Source organism: Lactiplantibacillus xiangfangensis, assembly GCF_001438845.1.
Taxonomy (GTDB): Bacteria; Bacillota; Bacilli; order Lactobacillales; family Lactobacillaceae; genus Lactiplantibacillus; species Lactiplantibacillus xiangfangensis.
The window spans coordinates 148,249-165,070 of the sequence record NZ_JQCL01000074.1 but is presented as its reverse complement, the minus strand read 5'-3'; the positions used below and the strand labels follow the sequence as shown (position 1 = coordinate 165,070).

General features: G+C 46.4%; 15 protein-coding genes. 14 read left to right on the top strand and 1 reads right to left on the bottom strand.

What is annotated here, in order from left to right; translation table 11 throughout:
• Positions 1-111: 111 nt before the first annotated feature.
• Complete coding sequence (locus tag IV64_RS08705; protein ID WP_083491615.1) at positions 112-1,209, top strand: glycosyltransferase family 4 protein; 1,098 nt, start codon at positions 112-114, stop codon at positions 1,207-1,209.
• Between the two features lie 307 nt (positions 1,210-1,516).
• Entirely contained in the window at positions 1,517-2,419 is a 903-nt protein-coding gene (locus tag IV64_RS08700) for a phosphate ABC transporter substrate-binding protein (protein WP_057706859.1), read from the top strand.
• 62 nt (positions 2,420-2,481) lie between these two features.
• Here IV64_RS08700 and IV64_RS08695 read toward each other — a convergent pair whose 3' ends face one another.
• A complete protein-coding gene (locus IV64_RS08695) occupies positions 2,482-3,123 on the bottom strand; it encodes a YigZ family protein (RefSeq protein ID WP_057706858.1) in 642 nt (213 codons plus the stop codon).
• Positions 3,124-3,190: 67 nt separating this feature from the next.
• On the opposite strand from IV64_RS08695, the gene IV64_RS08690 reads away from it, so the two are divergent.
• The 12 genes from IV64_RS08690 (at position 3,191) to pstB (ending at position 16,814) form a co-directional block, all read left to right on the top strand.
• Positions 3,191-4,543, top strand: coding sequence for an ATP-dependent helicase ComFA (locus IV64_RS08690; protein ID WP_057706857.1), 1,353 nt, complete (start codon positions 3,191-3,193; stop codon positions 4,541-4,543).
• A gap of 211 nt (positions 4,544-4,754) precedes the next feature.
• On the top strand, positions 4,755-5,186 hold the full coding sequence (locus IV64_RS14680) for a ComF family protein (protein WP_237757322.1): 432 nt from the start codon (positions 4,755-4,757) through the stop codon (positions 5,184-5,186).
• 133 nt (positions 5,187-5,319) lie between these two features.
• Positions 5,320-5,886, top strand: a complete 567-nt coding sequence (hpf, locus tag IV64_RS08680; protein ID WP_057706855.1) for a ribosome hibernation-promoting factor, HPF/YfiA family — start codon at positions 5,320-5,322, stop codon at positions 5,884-5,886.
• 200 nt (positions 5,887-6,086) lie between these two features.
• Positions 6,087-8,447 carry a preprotein translocase subunit SecA gene (secA, locus tag IV64_RS08675; RefSeq protein WP_057706854.1) on the top strand — a complete coding sequence of 787 codons (2,361 nt, stop codon included), beginning with the start codon at positions 6,087-6,089 and terminating at the stop codon, positions 8,445-8,447.
• A gap of 97 nt (positions 8,448-8,544) precedes the next feature.
• Positions 8,545-9,661 (top strand): peptide chain release factor 2 gene (gene prfB, locus IV64_RS08670; protein ID WP_157061110.1). Its coding sequence is split into 2 segments (ribosomal slippage): positions 8,545-8,616 and positions 8,618-9,661, totalling 1,116 coding nucleotides; the frame shifts between segments, so codons are not numbered across the junction.
• 182 nt (positions 9,662-9,843) lie between these two features.
• A complete protein-coding gene (locus IV64_RS08665) occupies positions 9,844-11,019 on the top strand; it encodes a PDZ domain-containing protein (RefSeq protein ID WP_057706852.1) in 1,176 nt (391 codons plus the stop codon).
• A gap of 5 nt (positions 11,020-11,024) precedes the next feature.
• The gene (locus tag IV64_RS08660; protein ID WP_057706851.1) at positions 11,025-11,744 is read left to right on the top strand and encodes a response regulator transcription factor; all 720 of its coding nucleotides are present in this window, start codon (positions 11,025-11,027) and stop codon (positions 11,742-11,744) included.
• A complete protein-coding gene (pnpS, locus tag IV64_RS08655; protein WP_057706949.1) occupies positions 11,737-13,137 on the top strand; it encodes a two-component system histidine kinase PnpS in 1,401 nt (466 codons plus the stop codon). The genes IV64_RS08660 and pnpS overlap by 8 nt, the downstream gene beginning before the upstream one ends.
• 163 nt (positions 13,138-13,300) lie before the next feature.
• The gene (locus IV64_RS08650) at positions 13,301-14,176 is read left to right on the top strand and encodes a phosphate ABC transporter substrate-binding protein PstS family protein (RefSeq protein WP_057706850.1); all 876 of its coding nucleotides are present in this window, start codon (positions 13,301-13,303) and stop codon (positions 14,174-14,176) included.
• A gap of 10 nt (positions 14,177-14,186) precedes the next feature.
• A complete protein-coding gene (pstC, locus tag IV64_RS08645; RefSeq protein ID WP_057706849.1) occupies positions 14,187-15,116 on the top strand; it encodes a phosphate ABC transporter permease subunit PstC in 930 nt (309 codons plus the stop codon).
• Positions 15,106-15,990, top strand: a complete 885-nt coding sequence (gene pstA / locus IV64_RS08640) for a phosphate ABC transporter permease PstA (RefSeq protein ID WP_057706848.1) — start codon at positions 15,106-15,108, stop codon at positions 15,988-15,990. The genes pstC and pstA overlap by 11 nt, the downstream gene beginning before the upstream one ends.
• A 14-nt stretch (positions 15,991-16,004) precedes the next feature.
• Complete coding sequence (gene pstB, locus IV64_RS08635; RefSeq protein WP_057706847.1) at positions 16,005-16,814, top strand: phosphate ABC transporter ATP-binding protein PstB; 810 nt, start codon at positions 16,005-16,007, stop codon at positions 16,812-16,814.
• Positions 16,815-16,822: the final 8 nt, after the last annotated feature.

The window sequence follows — 16,822 nt, the reverse complement described above, 5'->3', positions numbered from 1 at the left end:
AAAAGCGTGACCGAAATGCGGTGCCTTTACTAAGTTTCTGTGAAGTGAGTTGTCAAGGTGCGCTGAGATTTGTATAATTATCCTAATAGATGAGAAGGGAGTTGCGCACAAATGATTAGATTTGAAATTCTAGTTAGCTTAATGGCAACCATGATGATCTCCGCAATCTTGACGCCATTTGTGCGAAAACTTGCATTTAGAATTGGAGCGGTCGACAAACCCAATCGCCGCCGAGTCAATAAGGTACCCATGCCAACCATGGGTGGCTTGGCGATTTTTATTTCTTACACGATTGGGACGACTATCTTATATTTAATGCATCAATTTCCGACCCGGTTATTTTTTGCGTTACTGGGTGGCGAACTGATTATTTTGAGTACTGGGATTATTGATGATATTTACGAATTAAAACCCCGACAAAAAATGTTAGGGATTACGCTTGCAGCGTTAGAGGTTTATTTTATCGGTGGCATTCGAATGACCACTTTTACGGTACCGTTTCTAGGGCTGATTCATTTTCAATGGTTGAGTTTACCAATCACTTTGTTGTGGATTTTAGCAATTACTAACGCGGTGAACTTGATCGACGGTTTGGACGGTTTGGCGACGGGGGTTTCCATCATCTCGATGAGTACGATGGGAATTATTGGCTTGTTCTTTTTAAATGCCAATACGTTCGTTTCCTTATTGATTTTCACGTTGGTCGCGGCGATGCTCGGCTTCTTACCTTATAACTTTTTCCCCGCCCGGATTTACTTGGGGGACACGGGATCACTGTTTATTGGGTTTATGGCGGCAGTCTTTTCACTATTTGGGCTGAAGAACGTCACGCTGATTTCGGTTGGGATTCCAGTCATGATCTTAGGGGTCCCCATTACCGATACCGTGTATGCAATGATTCGACGAATTTTGAACAAGAAACCAATTTCGCAAGCGGATAAGCACCATTTACACCATCGGTTGATGCAACTTGGTTTGACACACCGTCAAACGGTCATGGTCATTTACGGGATTGCGTTGATCTTTTCGTTTATTTCCTTACTTTACCCAATTTCTTCCATTTGGGGGTCCATTTTATTAACGATTGGATTGCTATTTGGACTTGAATTATTTGTGGAAGCGATTGGCCTTGCCGGTGATGATCGACAGCCATTGTTGAACTGGATTAAACGCACCGTAGCCCGGTTTACATCGAAAACTAGTCATTAATATTAAAGAAATTGTTACAGGCCCACTAGCCGATAATCGCTAGTGAGCCTGTTTTGATTAGGACAGCATTTGGTTTAAACAAATAGCCTTTACTCAAAATATACAAGGGATTTACACAATCGTCATTTTTAATTTACACACGGCCGGTAATATTGAAAATGTTCCAGATACAATCAATGGATGGCATAGAACGCCGGTGATCATGCTCGCATCACTATTCAGCACTTCCTACCCAGACTTGCTAAGGTGTTCTGCCAGCATTGATTGTTTAATTATGATAGTCAAATGGAGAAGGGGAGTTTCGATTATGAGAAAAGCAGTGACACTTGGGGCGCTGGCCGTAACAATTACCGTACTACTGGCTGGTTGTGGAAGTAATTCTGCAACAAGTACTAAGAATACTAGTAGCAGTAGCACCAGTTCAAAGACCACTAAAATCGTGGCGACTGGTTCGACTGCGCTACAACCGTTAGTAGAACAGGCTGGCCAAGCTTATCAAAATGAACATGCCAAAGTAACGATTAACGTTCAAGGTGGCGGTTCTGAAGCTGGTCTAAGTCAAGTAGCCAAGGGCTCTGTTAACATTGGTAACTCCGACTTGTTCGCACAAGAACAAAAAGGCCTGGATGCTAAGGGCTTAGTTGATCATAAGGTCGCCGTTGTTGGGATGGCACCAGTGGTTAACAAAGATGTTGGTGTAACTAACATTTCTAAGGATCAATTGGTTAAAATCTTCCAGGGCAAGATTACGAACTGGAAAGAAGTCGGCGGTAAGAGTGAAAAAATCACTGTTATTAACCGTGCTCAAGGTAGTGGGACCCGGGCCACTTTTGAAAAGTGGGGCCTTGGTAATGCTAAGGTAGCAACTAGCCAAGAACAAGATTCTAATGGGACCGTTCAAAAGATCGTTGGAACGACGCCAGGTGCAATCAGCTACTTAGCCTTCTCCTACATTAAAGATAATTTACAAGCACTTTCAATTGATAACGTTAAACCAACTGAAAGTAACGTTGCGAACAATAAGTGGAAGATCTGGGCATACGAACATATGTATACTAAGGGTCAACCAAAGGGCGAAGTTAAGGACTTCTTAACTTACATGACTTCTAAGAGCGTTCAAGGTAGTCTCGTTAAGAAATTAGGTTACATTCCATTGACTTCAATGAAGGTCGACCGGGGACAATCTGGTGAGATCACGACCCTTAAATAGTGACTGTTAAGTCGCACAAAAGCGTCCGGGAACTTTTCCGAACGCTTTTTTTGCGGCTTAATTTAGTTTGACTGAACGGGCACTTCGTTAAATTGTTCACCCTGATCTTCAAAACTAGCCTGCCCACTAAGCAAGTTAGTAATGGCCGTTTGAGTGGCAGCCAGTGTCGCGCTGTCGATCGCAATCGTTAGGGTGACTTGCACACCGTAATCGGTGTCTAGGGTCACCATATTTTGCTGAGTCAAGTAGTAGTTCAACGCGTCAACGTTGCGGTAATCGATCGTGACGGCGAGTTTTGTTTGTTGCACCCGTTGCACCTTACCGACACTTTCAATGGCTAGTGCGGGCGCGCCACTATAAGCCCGAATCAAACCACCGGCCCCAAGCTTGATGCCCCCAAAGTAGCGTGTGACAACGGCTAAAACATCGTGGATTTCGTTCGTTTTTAACACTTCTAAGATGGGAGAACCGGCTGTACCGACGGGTTCCCCATCGTCACTCATGCGCTGGATGTGATCGTCTGCGCCTAAGACGTAAGCGAAGCAATTGTGATTGGCTTTGGGGTTATCGGCCCGTACTTGCGCGATTTTGGCCTGAGCATCAGCTTCATCACTAATACGAAAAAGGTGGGCAATAAAGCGCGATTTCTTAATGGTTTGCTCACTAACCGTGTTTTTAGGAATTGTGTAGTATGGTTTTGTCAAAATTAAGGGTTCCTTTCAAGATGTTTGGCTCAGTTATTCGGATGTTATTGATAGGAGGTGCAGTTTAATGGAAAAATCAGCACTCTATGGTCGCCAACTCTGCTTAACGCCCGATGAAGCTAGAGATTTACCCGCAGAGGCTCAAAAGATGGTGGGAATTCAAAGAAATGGCCAGACGTTGCGCTGCAATCGTTGTGGCAGTAACTTAACGGCAACCATGGCACAGCTACCTAATCAACAATATTACTGTTATCAGTGTCTGAATTTGGGCCGGGTTAGTACCTTAACCTCACTCTATCACATTCCAGAACCAAATGAATTTTTGAATTATCCCACTTGTAGCTGGCAGGGGAAATTGACGTCCCAACAGGCCGAGTGTGCCGAACGGGTCCGGACTAATTTTGAGCAGCGCGGTCGGCACCTGTTGTGGGCGGTCACCGGTGCGGGAAAAACGGAAATGCTGTTTCCAGGGTTAGCCTGGGCCCTCAGCCAGGGCTTGCGCTGTGCGCTGGCTTCCCCGCGGGTCGACGTTTGTTTGGAGTTAGCGCCTAGGTTACAGGCCGCGTTCCAAGACGCCGAAATCGCGCTCCTACACGGTCGGAGTGATGAGCCGTACCGGTACTGTCAGTTAACGATTTGTACGACGCATCAACTGTTACGGTTTCGATCGGCGTTTGACGTCTTAATTATTGACGAAGTGGATGCGTTTCCGTTTGCGACAAATCCGCGGTTACATTACGCGGTCAATCAAGCCGTTAAACCGAACGGTGCCTTACTGTATATGACGGCTACGCCTAGTCGCGAGTTACTGCGACAGGTGCGGCGGAGACAACTCAGTATCAGCTATTTGCCACTGCGCTTCCACCAGCACTTGTTGCCAACGATTAAGGTCAGCCTACAACCGCACTGGTGGCGGACCATCACACGGGGGCAACTCCCGCCGTGTTTGCGACGTAAATTAACGGCCTATGCCAAGTCGCACCAACGATTCTTACTATTCGTCCCCCGCGTCGCTCAGTTAGCGCAAGTTAAAGCGGCAATCGAACGGGCGGTGCCAACGTTAAATGGGCTGACCGTCCATTCCACGGACCCGGAACGGCTGGAAAAAGTACAACGAATGCGTGACCATCAGGTGCAATTTTTAGTGACTACCACGATTTTGGAGCGGGGTGTAACGTTGCCCGGTATTGATGTCATCGTGTTAGGAGCCGACGATTCTATCTTTTCGACCGCTGCGTTAGTTCAGATTGCCGGGCGGGTTGGGCGCAGTCGGGACCGTCCTGATGGCCTCGTTTGGTTCCTATGTGCGAGTTACGCCCGGACCATCAAAAATGCCCGGCGACAAATTAAACTGGTCAACCAGAAAGGACGGCGACTGCAACGTGCAATGCCTATTGTGTCATCAGAACATTCATCATAAGGCGAGTCTACAGTGGCTGTTAAGCTGGCAGCCACTACCGCACCCCGTTGTGTGCGCCACTTGTTGGCAAAGCTTTACCCGGATTGAACGGTCAACCGCTTGCCCGGGGTGCGGGCGTGCACAAACTAGTCGGCGGCTTTGCCCAGACTGTCAGCGTTGGCCCAGCAACCAGCCTTTTCATAACGTTGCGTTATTTACTTACAATGATGCCATGCATAATTATTTTCAGCAATACAAGTTTCGGGGAGATTACCGGGTACGAGCGGTATTTTCAACGTTGATGCAGACTACGGTCAATCAGCTAGCTGGTGACGTTGTGTTAACTATCCCAGTTACGGCGAGTACCATGGTAACCCGGGGCTTTAATCAGGTTACCGGGTGGCTGACGGATGGTTTAAATCAAGTGGACGGGCTAGCAACGTTGGTACAAGAAAAAGGGGTGGCTCAATCCCAAAAGGCCCGCCAAGATCGGATGGCGACGCCCCAGCCGTTTAAGCTCGTGATGGGCACTGAACGGCTTCGACAGCAGCGCGTGATTTTAGTTGATGATATTTATACAACTGGGCGAACGATGCGGCACGCGGCTGACCTAATTATCGAAAACGGTGCCAAGTCAGTAACGGGGCTAACTTTGGCTCGTTAATTATGATGAAAAACGCCGTTTGGATTGTTTATTGTAGCGCTTTCTATTATAATAAAAATAAGCAAAGCGATTGAAGAGTGGTCCTTTGGTCGCTTTGGGTACACAGTAATGTGTGTGAAGGGAGAGAAGATCTATGCTAAATTTTAATATTCGCGGTGAAAATATCGAAGTGACCCAGGCTATTCGAGACTATGTTCAAAAACGGGTGGGGAAGTTACAAAAGTATTTCGGCAATGACGTCGATTCCATTGCCCATGTTAACTTGAAGATTCACCCAGATAAGACTGCTAAGGTCGAAGTTACGATTCCACTTCCATATTTAGTTCTCCGGGCAGAAGAAACTTCTCCTGATATGTATGCTAGTGTTGATTTGGTTACCGACAAGTTGGAACGCCAAATCCGCAAGTATAAGACGAAAGTTAACCGTAAATCCCGTGAAAAGGGTTATAAAGCGATTGACTTTGCAGCAACTGATGAAACGGTTGCCGCTGCAGACAATGATCAGGACGATAAGTTAGACGTTGTACGTACGAAGCGGGTGGCTTTAAAGCCAATGGATAATGAAGAAGCAATCCTTCAAATGGATATGCTGGGCCACGATTTCTTTATCTATCAAGACGCAGAAACGGATGCGATCAACATCGTCTATCGGCGTAACGATGGCCGTTACGGTTTGATTGAAACCGACGACAATCAATAATTTAAGATTATTAACGAAAGAGCGGGCCATGTCGATGGTCGGTTCTTTCTTTTTTTAATAAAGCGCGCGTTATCGGTTACATTGATAGCGCGCTGTTTTCATTACTCGTAAAAAATGGTAAAATGACAAATGGTATTTTATTTTGAAAATAGACTAATTGAAACGATACTTAATTATTATTATTTGGAGAGGATACGTAAATGGCCAACATTTTAAAACGCTGGGTCGAGAGTGATAAGCGGATTATTCGGCGTCTCGACAAGACTGCCAATAAAGTTGAAGCTTATGCTGACGAATATGCCAAATTAAGCGATGCTGACTTACAAGCAAAGACCCCAGAATTTCAGGAACGGTACAAGGAGGGCGAATCGCTAGACGATTTGTTGCCAGAAGCATTTGCGACGGCGCGTGAAGGTGCTAAGCGGGTACTAGGACTTTACCCGTTCCACGTTCAGATCCTTGGGGGAATCGTGTTACACGAAGGCGATATTGCCGAAATGAAAACTGGTGAAGGTAAGACGTTAACGGCAACGATGCCCGTCTACTTAAACGCCATTTCCGGCAAAGGTGTGCACGTTGTAACGGTCAACGAATACCTATCAGCGCGTGATGCGACTGAAATGGGTGAATTGTACCACTGGTTAGGGATGAGTGTCGGTATTAACGGCGCTGAAAAGTCGCCTGAAGAAAAGCGTGCAGCGTACAACGCTGATATTACTTATTCAACTAACGGTGAAATTGGGTTTGATTACTTACGTGATAACATGGTGGTTTACCGTGAAGATATGGTTCAACGGCCACTAAACTTCGCCATTATTGATGAAGTTGACTCCATCTTAATTGATGAAGCGCGGACGCCGTTGATTATTTCTGGTCAATCCGAAGGGACGACTGGCATGTACAAACGGGCGGACCGCTTTGCGAAGACGCTGACCAAGGACGAAGATTACAAGGTTGACCTTGAATCTAAGACGGTCGCATTGTTAGACGAAGGGATTCGTAAGGCTGAGAAGTACTTTGGCTTAGAGAACCTCTATGATACGGATAACACGGCGTTAAACCATTACTTGGATGAAGCGTTACGTGCGAACTACATTATGTTAAAAGATAAGGACTACGTGATTCAGGACGGTCAAGCATTGATCGTTGATTCCTTTACGGGACGGATCATGGATGGTCGGCGTTTCTCTGACGGTTTGCATCAAGCGATTGAAGCCAAGGAACACGTCGAGATTCAAGAAGAAACTAAGACCATGGCCAATATCACTTATCAAAACTTATTCCGGATGTATAAGAAACTTTCCGGGATGACCGGGACGGCAAAGACTGAACAGGAAGAATTCCGTGAAATTTACAACATGGAAGTTATCACCATTCCAACCAACCGTCCAATGATTCGTGATGACCGTTCAGATTTACTCTACCCAACGTTGCGGAGTAAGTTTAACGCGGTTGTTAAAGAAATTCAGACGTTATACAAGAAGGGCCAACCAATGTTAATTGGGACGGTCGCCGTTGAAACTTCTGAATACTTGTCACACCGTCTCGATGAAGCCGGCGTACCGCACGTGGTCTTGAACGCCAAGAACCATGCTAAGGAAGCCGATATCGTGGCGAACGCGGGTCAACGTGGCGCCGTTACGATTGCCACCAACATGGCCGGTCGTGGGACTGATATCAAATTAGGACCTGGTGTTAAAGAACTTGGCGGTTTAGCCGTTATTGGGACTGAACGTCATGAATCACGCCGGATTGATAATCAGTTACGGGGCCGTTCAGGTCGTCAAGGTGATCCTGGTATGTCACAATTCTACTTATCCTTGGAAGATGACTTGATGTTGCGGTTCGGTTCCGAACGGATCAAGAGTTTCTTGCAACGGATGAACGTGGAAGATGACGATGCGGTTATCCAATCACGGATGATCACGCGCCAAGTTGAATCAGCGCAGAAACGGGTTGAAGGGAATAACTACGACTCCCGGAAGAACGTTTTGCAATACGATGATGTGATGCGGGCACAACGTGAAGTGATTTACGGTGAACGTCAACAAGTCATCATGGAAGACAAGTCATTGAAACCAGTCATCATGCCAATGATTAAGCGGACCGTTGAACGGACCGTTCAATTACACATGCAGGATCCAAAGAATCCGGATTACGCTGCAATCGTTGACTTTGCACAGTCTGCAATGGTTAAAGAAGACTCCATCAGTGAAGCGGACCTTAAGGGTAAGTCAGCTGAAGAAGTTGAAAAGTACTTGATGGACTTAGTCGACAAGGTTTACGCTGATAAGGCTAAACAATTGTACGACGAAGGCCAGATGTTGGAATTCGAAAAAGTTGTTATTTTACGTGTGGTTGACTCACACTGGACGGATCACATTGATGCCATGGACCAATTACGTCAGTCAATCGGTTTACGTGGTTATGGTCAGTTGAACCCACTGGTTGAATATCAACGTGATGGTTATCAGATGTTTGAAGAAACGGTTGCCGATATCGATTACGATACGACCCGTCTCTTCATGAAGTCTGAAATTCGTCAAAATATCCAACGTTAATTAACGAATAAAGCATTTTAACGAGTCTGAGACTGCGGTCCCGGGCTCGTTTTGCCAATAAATTCTATTATGAAATAAGTTGAAAGAAGGGTTCTTTGTGGAATTAAGTGAATATAAACATCTAATTGAAGAAATGCAAAGTGCCATCGCCGACTTTAGGGGGTCACTTTGACTTAGATGCCCTCAATGAAGGCATCCAGGAAAACGAGGCCCGAATGGCTGAACCTGGGTTTTGGGATGACCAAGCCGCAGCTCAAAAAGTGATCGATGACAATAACGAGCTCAAGGGAAAATACGACGCTTACAAGCAACTTGCAGATGAAGTTGGTGACCTGACCGTTGCCTACGAACTTTTGAATGAGGAACCGGATGCGGACATGCAAGCCGAGTTTGAACGTGATTTTGACAAGGCGCAGCACGACTTACAGCAATACCGGTTAAACTTACTACTCGACGGGCCCTATGACCGTAACAACGCCATTATTGAAATCCATCCTGGCGCTGGTGGAACGGAATCACAGGACTGGGGCGCAATGCTATTACGAATGTATACGCGCTGGGCGGCGAGTCACGAGTTCGGGGTCGAAACGGTCGATTATCAAGCGGGCGACGAAGCTGGAATTAAGAGCGTCACGTTGTTAATCAGTGGGCACAACGCCTACGGTTATTTGCGTTCTGAAAAGGGCGTTCATCGACTCGTGCGGATTTCACCATTCGACGCTGCTGGGCGACGGCATACCTCGTTTGCCAGTGTGGACGTGATGCCTGAATTGGACGACACGGTTGACGTGGAAATTCGGCCAGATGATTTGAAGGTCGATGTTTACCGGGCTAGTGGTGCTGGTGGACAACACGTTAATAAGACTTCGTCGGCGGTGCGAATCACGCATATTCCAACCGGAATCGTTGTCGCCAGTCAGGCACAGCGGTCGCAGTTACAAAACCGACAGACGGCGCTGAACATGTTACGTGCTAAACTTTACGAACGTGAAGAAGAAAAGAAGGCTCAGGAACGGGCTGCAATTCAAGGCAAGCAGATGGATATTGGTTGGGGCTCACAAATTCGCTCCTACGTCTTCCATCCGTATACAATGGTCAAAGATCACCGTACGAATTACGAAACGCATGATGGTCAAGCCGTGATGGACGGGGATTTAGACCCGTTTATCGATGCTTACTTACAGTGGAAATTAGCACAACGTAATCCGCATTAGTTTTGTTGAATACTGGACGTCATGGTAGTTAGTGAAGGCGTTCAGTATTTTTTACTAATTATTATTAATAATATCTTAGTATTAATACATTGATACCAAGACTTTCCCACTGTAAACAATATTGGTCTGGCCCGTTAAAAATGCTATACTAACTTCAGAGTTTAACGTTAGGAGTCACGTGCATGCAGGTATTGAAAGTCTTAGAATTATTTTTTTTACAGCCATTAGTTTGGCTGGGGCTGCTTCGCAGTTATATGACCGCACGTCGGCGGGTCAACTACGAACGGCATCATTATCGAAGTGCGATAAATGCGCAGTTCGTTGAGGTCCGCCACTTTTTAGTGGACGGTGTATTGTTAGGACTTGCGACGAGTATCATCAGCCTCTTACTCGGAATTGTCGTGGCTCCTGTTTGGGTCGTTATTTATGAGCTAATCGCAGTTATTAGTTTGATTGTCGTCCCGTTCGCGTTGCTGCCGGTGACGGTTTTCGGCTTAAGCTGGCTGATTTATTGGCTGTATAGTCCACAGTTAACGATGGTGGGCGGTGCACTGCAACGGTACGGCGTTACAACCACCAGTATGAGCGGTGGTTTACTGATTAACGGGCTTGTCTTATTGGCCGTGATTTTAGCCGTAACGGCGATCTTATTACGTTGGCACCGGAATCAGGGTGATTCACCCGAATTGCAACCAGACCAGCGGGGTAAGCGCATCGTGCGTTATCGGTGGCAACAGTTGCTCGTATTGCCGGTAGCCGTGTTAGTGCCTGGAGACTGGCTACACGCTATGTTTAGCTGGTGGCCCGTTTTTATGGTTGGTCAGCGCTCTTTCAGCTTGATTTTACTGCCACTGCTATTGGGGATGAGCGTTCGGGTGTATAAGCAATTACCAAAGGTGGCGTGGTTACGCTTGGCCAAACGGTACGGTGTTGTTGCGGCCGTTGCGCTGGTGCTTGCCATTGGCGCGCGAATTGCAGCTTTAAGTCCGCAGTGGTTACTTGTTCTCATGGGTGTAGTCGTTGTGTTAACTTGGGGAATCTTAATGCAACACCGTTATCATGACCAGCACCAAGCGTTTCGTTTTTCAGATACGGACCAAGGTGTGCGGGTTATTGGACTGCGCAAACATACTCCGGCGGACAAATTGAATATAGAACTAGGTGACGTTATTTTAGAATGTAACCGTAAACCGGTGCATAATGAGCGTCAGTTTTACGCGGCGTTGCTAGAAAATCCAACCTATGTTCACTTAAAGGTACGTAATTTACAACAAGAATTGATTATTACTGAAACGGCGATTTATAATGGCGCCCCACACGAGTTAGGGATTGTATTATTCACTGATCAGGAGGATTAACGACCATGGATAAGATTTTAGTTGTAGACGATGAGCCAGCAATTGTAACGTTGTTATCATATAACCTCAAACAAGCTGGTTATGAAGTTGTGACGGCGACGGATGGTGCGGCCGCGTTGTCATTGGGGTTAGAACAATCGTTTACGTGCATCTTATTGGATTTAATGTTGCCTAAACTAGACGGCATGGAAGTCACGAAACGGTTGCGGCAAGAAAAAGTGCGAACACCAATTATTATTGTTACTGCTAAAAGTGATGAGTTTGATAAAGTTTTTGGCTTGGAATTAGGGGCTGATGACTATATCACTAAACCATTTTCACCACGGGAAGTGTTGGCGAGAATCAAAGCAGTCATTCGACGCGCAGTTCCAACTGAACCAGCGCCAGTGGCCGTTGCGGCACCAACAAACCGGGCGATTATGGCAGTGGGCAATTTGCAAATTGATCAAAATAAGTACCGGGTCACGCGCAACGGTGAAAATATCAGTTTGACCCCCAAAGAGTTTGAACTGTTAGTTTATTTTGTGGAACGGGAAGGCCGGGTCCTCAGTCGTGATGCGATTTTAAATCACGTTTGGGGTTACGACTACGCGAGTGAGACGCGGATCGTGGATATTCATATTTCACATTTACGTGAAAAGATTGAACTTGATCCTAAAAATCCACGGTTGATCAGAACGGTCCGTGGTTTTGGGTACGAGTTCGTGGGTGATGAACATGCATAATCGTTGGCATCAGTCCATCCGATTATTAACGTTAGAAAACATTTTATTAGTTTTGATGGTGCTGGTAGTTGTCCAGCACTTTTCTCCAATTAATTGGTCGACCGGCGTTGTCGGTGGGCTTCTTTTAGTTTTAGTGCTAGTTGCGGTAGTGGAAACAAGTATCGTTTGGTTCCAGCAGCGTGAACGCCAAAAGACGATTGACCGGATGGAAGCGAAGCTACGGCAGATGAGTAGTCAGCAGTTTCCGCCACATATTTTGTTGCCACAGACAGATCCGTTATACAGCTTGTCGCAGGCGGTCAACCAGTTGGAAAGCTATCAGCGTAGTCAAACTCGGCGAGCGGAATTACAGGAAAAAGAACTGATGATGATCATGCGGTACTTACCGGTAGGGGTCATGGTGATCGATCATCATCGGCAAGTCCAGCTTTCTAATCCGGCGATGAGCGAGTTGTTGCAAGAATCGATTAATACCATTGCGCATACTTATACGAAGGATATTCAGTTGTACGCCTTGACCAAGCTGATTGAAGATACGATTACGACCCACAAAAATCAGCGGGCTTCAATCACCCTTACGCCGGCCCCAAATACGCAGGTGGTTGAAGCGACGACCGTGTATATTCAAAATAGTCGGGCGCACTTTCAAATTGTTTTAATGCTGTACGATATTACGGAAGTTTACATGATTGAACAAATGCAGGATGACTTTGTTAGTAACGCTAGCCACGAATTGAAGACGCCAATTACCGCCATTGCCGGATTTACTGAGACGTTATTGAGTGGTGCAAAGGACGATCCTGAGACCTTGGATCAATTCTTGAAAATCATTGCGGATGAAAGTCAGCGATTGATCGACCTCATCCAAGACGTGTTGTCTTTATCCCGCATTAGGGCTCAGAGCACGACCAAGTTGGTTTTTAAGAAAATTGCTATTCGACCGTTGATTGAGACGGAATTGGCCGTGTCGCAGCAAGCCATTGCGCGGCAGCATTTAACGGTCGATAATCAGGTCAATGGTGACTTTCAAGCGACGGTCGACCAGCGTAAGTTAAGCCAGATCATCAAAAACCTGTTGACTAACGCGATTAAGTATAACCGTGAAGGCGGACACGTCACGGTGAAAACGACGGCGACCGAGAACCACTGGTCACTAACCATAGTGGATACGGGAATTGGAATTAGCGCGGAAGATCAACAACGAATCTTCGAGCGCTTTTATCGGGCGAGTCCTTCCCGCTCACAGCAGGTGGTCAGTGGTACCGGCCTGGGGTTGGCCATTGTTAAAGAGTTGGTGACAGCCATGCACGGTGACATTAGTGTTGCTAGTCAGCGTGGTGTCGGTACGACGATGACGGTCACGCTACCTTTAGACGAAGTTATTTCAAAATAGCCATTACGACGAAAACTTTCTGTCGTAATGGCTATTTTTGTGTCTTCAGCAGGGACTAAATCAAAATATTTTGACATTTACATAATCTTTACAAAACGCATATCAAGCATTTACACAAACTTTGTATTATAGATTTTGAGCAATGGGTAGGAGGTATTTTGTTATGAAAAAAAGTCGGGTCATCCAATTACTAGGACTGATCTTGATTGGCGTCTTAATCGGCCTCGGTTACACCCACCGAGTACGAACGGACGCTGGCGAGTCAATCACCGCAGTTGGTTCCACCGCTTTACAACCATTAGTAGAAGCTGCGGGTGAGCAATATAGTTCCACGCGGACAGGTATTTTTATTAACGTGCAAGGCGGCGGGTCTGGTACCGGCCTTAGTCAAATTCAATCGGATGCCGTCGCAATCGGTAACTCGGATATTTTTGCTGAAGAGCAACCGGGAATCGATGCGCGCAAGCTCAAAGACCATCAAGTTGCGGTCGTTGGGATTGCACCGATCGTCAACCAATCAGTTGGCGTGACTAATTTGACACAACAACAACTCATTCAGATCTTCACGGGAAAAGTTAAAAATTGGCGTGAGGTTGGGGGCAAAAATATCCCCGTTACGTTAATTAACCGCGCACAAGGTTCGGGGACGCGTAAGACGTTTGAAACTTACGCGTTAAAGGGCCAAAAGAGTGCGGATTCACAGGAACAGGATTCATCTGGACTGGCCCGTTCAATCGTTGCTAGTACGCCCGGCGCCATTAGTTACGTCGCATTTTCGTACTTCGACAAGAGTGTTCAAGTCGTAAACGTTGACGGTGTGCAACCGACGGAAGCCAACGTGCGAACGAATCGGTGGCAGATTTGGTCCTATGAACATTTATATACGAGCAACCATCCAAATCAGTTAACAAAAAAATTTATCAATTACATTTTATCAACCGCTGTTCAAAAGAAATTAGTCAAACAGTTAGGTTATATTTCGGTCCATGATATGCAAGTACAGCGGAGTGCGGCCGGTAAAATTTCGTCAGTGAAATGAGGGGGAGCGCATGGATAAAATTCGAGAAAGTTTATTAAAAAAGTCAATTGCGACTAAGATTGAACGGCGGGGCAAAATCATCAGTTTGTTTTGCTTGGCGTTGATCGTTGGGATTGTCTTTTTAATCTTTTACTTTGTAGCATCACGGGGGTTGGCAACCTTCTTCCAAAACCACATCAACTTATGGCAATTCTTAAGTGGGACCCAGTGGAATCCAGGGACTAACGGTACGAATGGTCAGCCAGCGGTCGGGGCACTGCCAATGATTTTAGGATCGTTTCTAATTACGATTCTGTCAGCCTTGATTGCAACGCCGTTCGCAATTGGGACGGCGGTCTTCATGACCGAGATTTCACCTCGGCGGGGGGCTAAAATTTTACGGCCAGTAACGGAATTGTTAGTTGGGATTCCATCCGTTGTTTACGGGTTCATTGGCCTGCAAGTTGTCGTACCGTTCGTGCGCCATACGTTTGGCGGTAGTGGTTACGGGATTTTATCTGGGACGTTCGTCTTGTTCGTTATGATTTTACCGACCGTTACTTCAATGAGCGCTGATGCGTTGAACGCGGTACCCCGGTACTATCGGGAAGCTTCGTTAGCACTGGGTGCGACCCGCTGGCAAACGATTTATAAAGTCGTCTTGCGAGCCGCCATTCCAGGAATGCTAACCGCCATTGTCTTTGGGATGGCCCGGGCTTTTGGGGAAGCCTTGGCCGTTCAAATGGTTATCGGGAACGCAACGCTCTTACCACAAAACTTAGTTTCTCCGGCGTCCACGTTGACTAGTATCTTAACTATGGGAATCGGAAACACGGTCATGGGGTCATTACAAAATAACGCCCTGTGGTCACTGGCAATGATCCTGTTGTTAATGTCATTAGTCTTCAACTTAGTGATCCGCTACATTGGACGAAAGGGGAAATTAAACCATGAACGCTAAACGAGTTGATAAAATTGCGACGGGCATCTTATACGGTGTCGCTGGCCTGGTCGTTATTATCCTAGTGGCGCTATTAGGTTTCATTTTAGTCGAAGGGGTGCCACACATTTCGTGGCACTTCCTAACGTCACCAGCTTTGGCCTTTGAAGCGGGCGGTGGGATTGGCATTCAATTGTTCAACTCCTTTTACCTCCTATTCTTAGCCTTATTGATTTCTTTACCGATTTCGCTAGGTGCGGGGATCTACTTAAATGAATATGCGCCCCAAAATACACTGACGGGCTTGATTCGGACAACGATTGAAATCTTGAGTTCATTGCCTTCCGTTGTCGTTGGGTTATTTGGGTACTTGTTCTTCGTTGTGCAATTCAAACTGGGCTTTTCCATTTTGTCCGGCGCGTTCGCACTGACGGTCTTTAACCTCCCAATTTTGACACGGAGTATTGAAGAAGCGTTGGCCAACATTTCGGATGATCAGCGTGAAGCGGGCTACGCCTTAGGGCTATCGCGGTGGGAAACCGTAACTAAGATCGTTGTGCCGGCTGCGCTACCTAGTATTATTACCGGGGTCGTATTAAGTGCCGGTCGAATCTTTGGGGAAGCCGCGGCGTTAATCTACACTGCGGGTCAAAGTGCCCCTGCGCTAGACTTTAGTGACTGGAATCCTTTCGATATTAGTAGTCCATTAAGTCCACTCCGTCCAGCTGAAACGTTGGCGGTGCACATTTGGAAGATTAACTCTGAAGGAATTATGCCAGATGCTAAGGCCGTTTCAGCTGGTGCATCCGCCGTGCTGATCATTGCGGTACTGCTATTTAATTTCTTAGCACGTTGGCTCGGCAAACGACTCTACAAACATTTAACCGCTGAATAAAGGAGGCCTTTTTGATGGCAGATAACTCAATGACTACGGATCAACGAAATATTATGAAGTTCGATCCTAAAGACCATGAAATTGCGCTTTCGACGGAAGACTTACGGGTATTTTACGGGAAGTCCGAAGCAATTTCTGAAGGCGATTTACAGTTTGAACGTTATAAAATCAGTGCCTTGATTGGTCCATCTGGTTCCGGAAAATCGACTTACTTACGGTCGCTTAACCGGATGAATGACCGGATCGCCACGGTTAAGGGCAAGATTATGTATCGTGGGTTGGATATTAATAGTAATGATATCGATGTTTACGAGATGCGCCGCCACATCGGCATGGTGTTTCAGCGGCCCAATCCGTTTGCTAAATCGATTTATGAAAATATCGCGTTTGCGCTACGGCAGCGTGGCATGAACAAGAAGCAGGATCTAGATGAAATCGTCGAACGGTCCTTGCGCCAGGCCGCCATGTGGGACCAGGTCAAAGATGATTTGAACAAGAGTGCCCTGGCGTTATCAGGTGGTCAACAACAACGGTTATGCATTGCGCGAGCCATTGCAATCAAACCGGACATCTTATTGTTAGATGAACCGGCCAGTGCGTTAGACCCAATCTCAACGAGCCAAGTTGAAGATACCTTATTAGAATTAAAACAAAACTACACGATTATCATCGTGACGCATAATATGCAACAAGCGTCACGGATTAGTGACTATACTGCGTTTTTCAACCTTGGTAAGGTACTCGAATACGCCGAGACTGGTGACATCTTTACCAATCCGCAGGTTGATTTAACCAACGACTATATTTCCGGGAACTTTGGATAAGGAGGGCC

Excerpts from the sequence above, each read along its gene's own strand:
- IV64_RS08700 (WP_057706859.1), top strand. The coding sequence starts at position 1,517 with ATGAGAAAAGCAGTGACACTTGGGGCGCTGGCCGTAACAATTACCGTA.
- pnpS (WP_057706949.1), top strand. The coding sequence starts at position 11,737 with ATGCATAATCGTTGGCATCAGTCCATCCGATTATTAACGTTAGAAAAC.
- pstB (WP_057706847.1), top strand. The coding sequence starts at position 16,005 with ATGGCAGATAACTCAATGACTACGGATCAACGAAATATTATGAAGTTC.
- secA (WP_057706854.1), top strand. The coding sequence starts at position 6,087 with ATGGCCAACATTTTAAAACGCTGGGTCGAGAGTGATAAGCGGATTATT.
- IV64_RS08690 (WP_057706857.1), top strand. The coding sequence starts at position 3,191 with ATGGAAAAATCAGCACTCTATGGTCGCCAACTCTGCTTAACGCCCGAT.
- IV64_RS08650 (WP_057706850.1), top strand. The coding sequence starts at position 13,301 with ATGAAAAAAAGTCGGGTCATCCAATTACTAGGACTGATCTTGATTGGC.
- IV64_RS08660 (WP_057706851.1), top strand. The coding sequence starts at position 11,025 with ATGGATAAGATTTTAGTTGTAGACGATGAGCCAGCAATTGTAACGTTG.
- IV64_RS08705 (WP_083491615.1), top strand. The coding sequence starts at position 112 with ATGATTAGATTTGAAATTCTAGTTAGCTTAATGGCAACCATGATGATC.
- IV64_RS08665 (WP_057706852.1), top strand. The coding sequence starts at position 9,844 with ATGCAGGTATTGAAAGTCTTAGAATTATTTTTTTTACAGCCATTAGTT.
- pstC (WP_057706849.1), top strand. The coding sequence starts at position 14,187 with ATGGATAAAATTCGAGAAAGTTTATTAAAAAAGTCAATTGCGACTAAG.
- IV64_RS14680 (WP_237757322.1), top strand. The coding sequence starts at position 4,755 with ATGCATAATTATTTTCAGCAATACAAGTTTCGGGGAGATTACCGGGTA.
- pstA (WP_057706848.1), top strand. The coding sequence starts at position 15,106 with ATGAACGCTAAACGAGTTGATAAAATTGCGACGGGCATCTTATACGGT.
- hpf (WP_057706855.1), top strand. The coding sequence starts at position 5,320 with ATGCTAAATTTTAATATTCGCGGTGAAAATATCGAAGTGACCCAGGCT.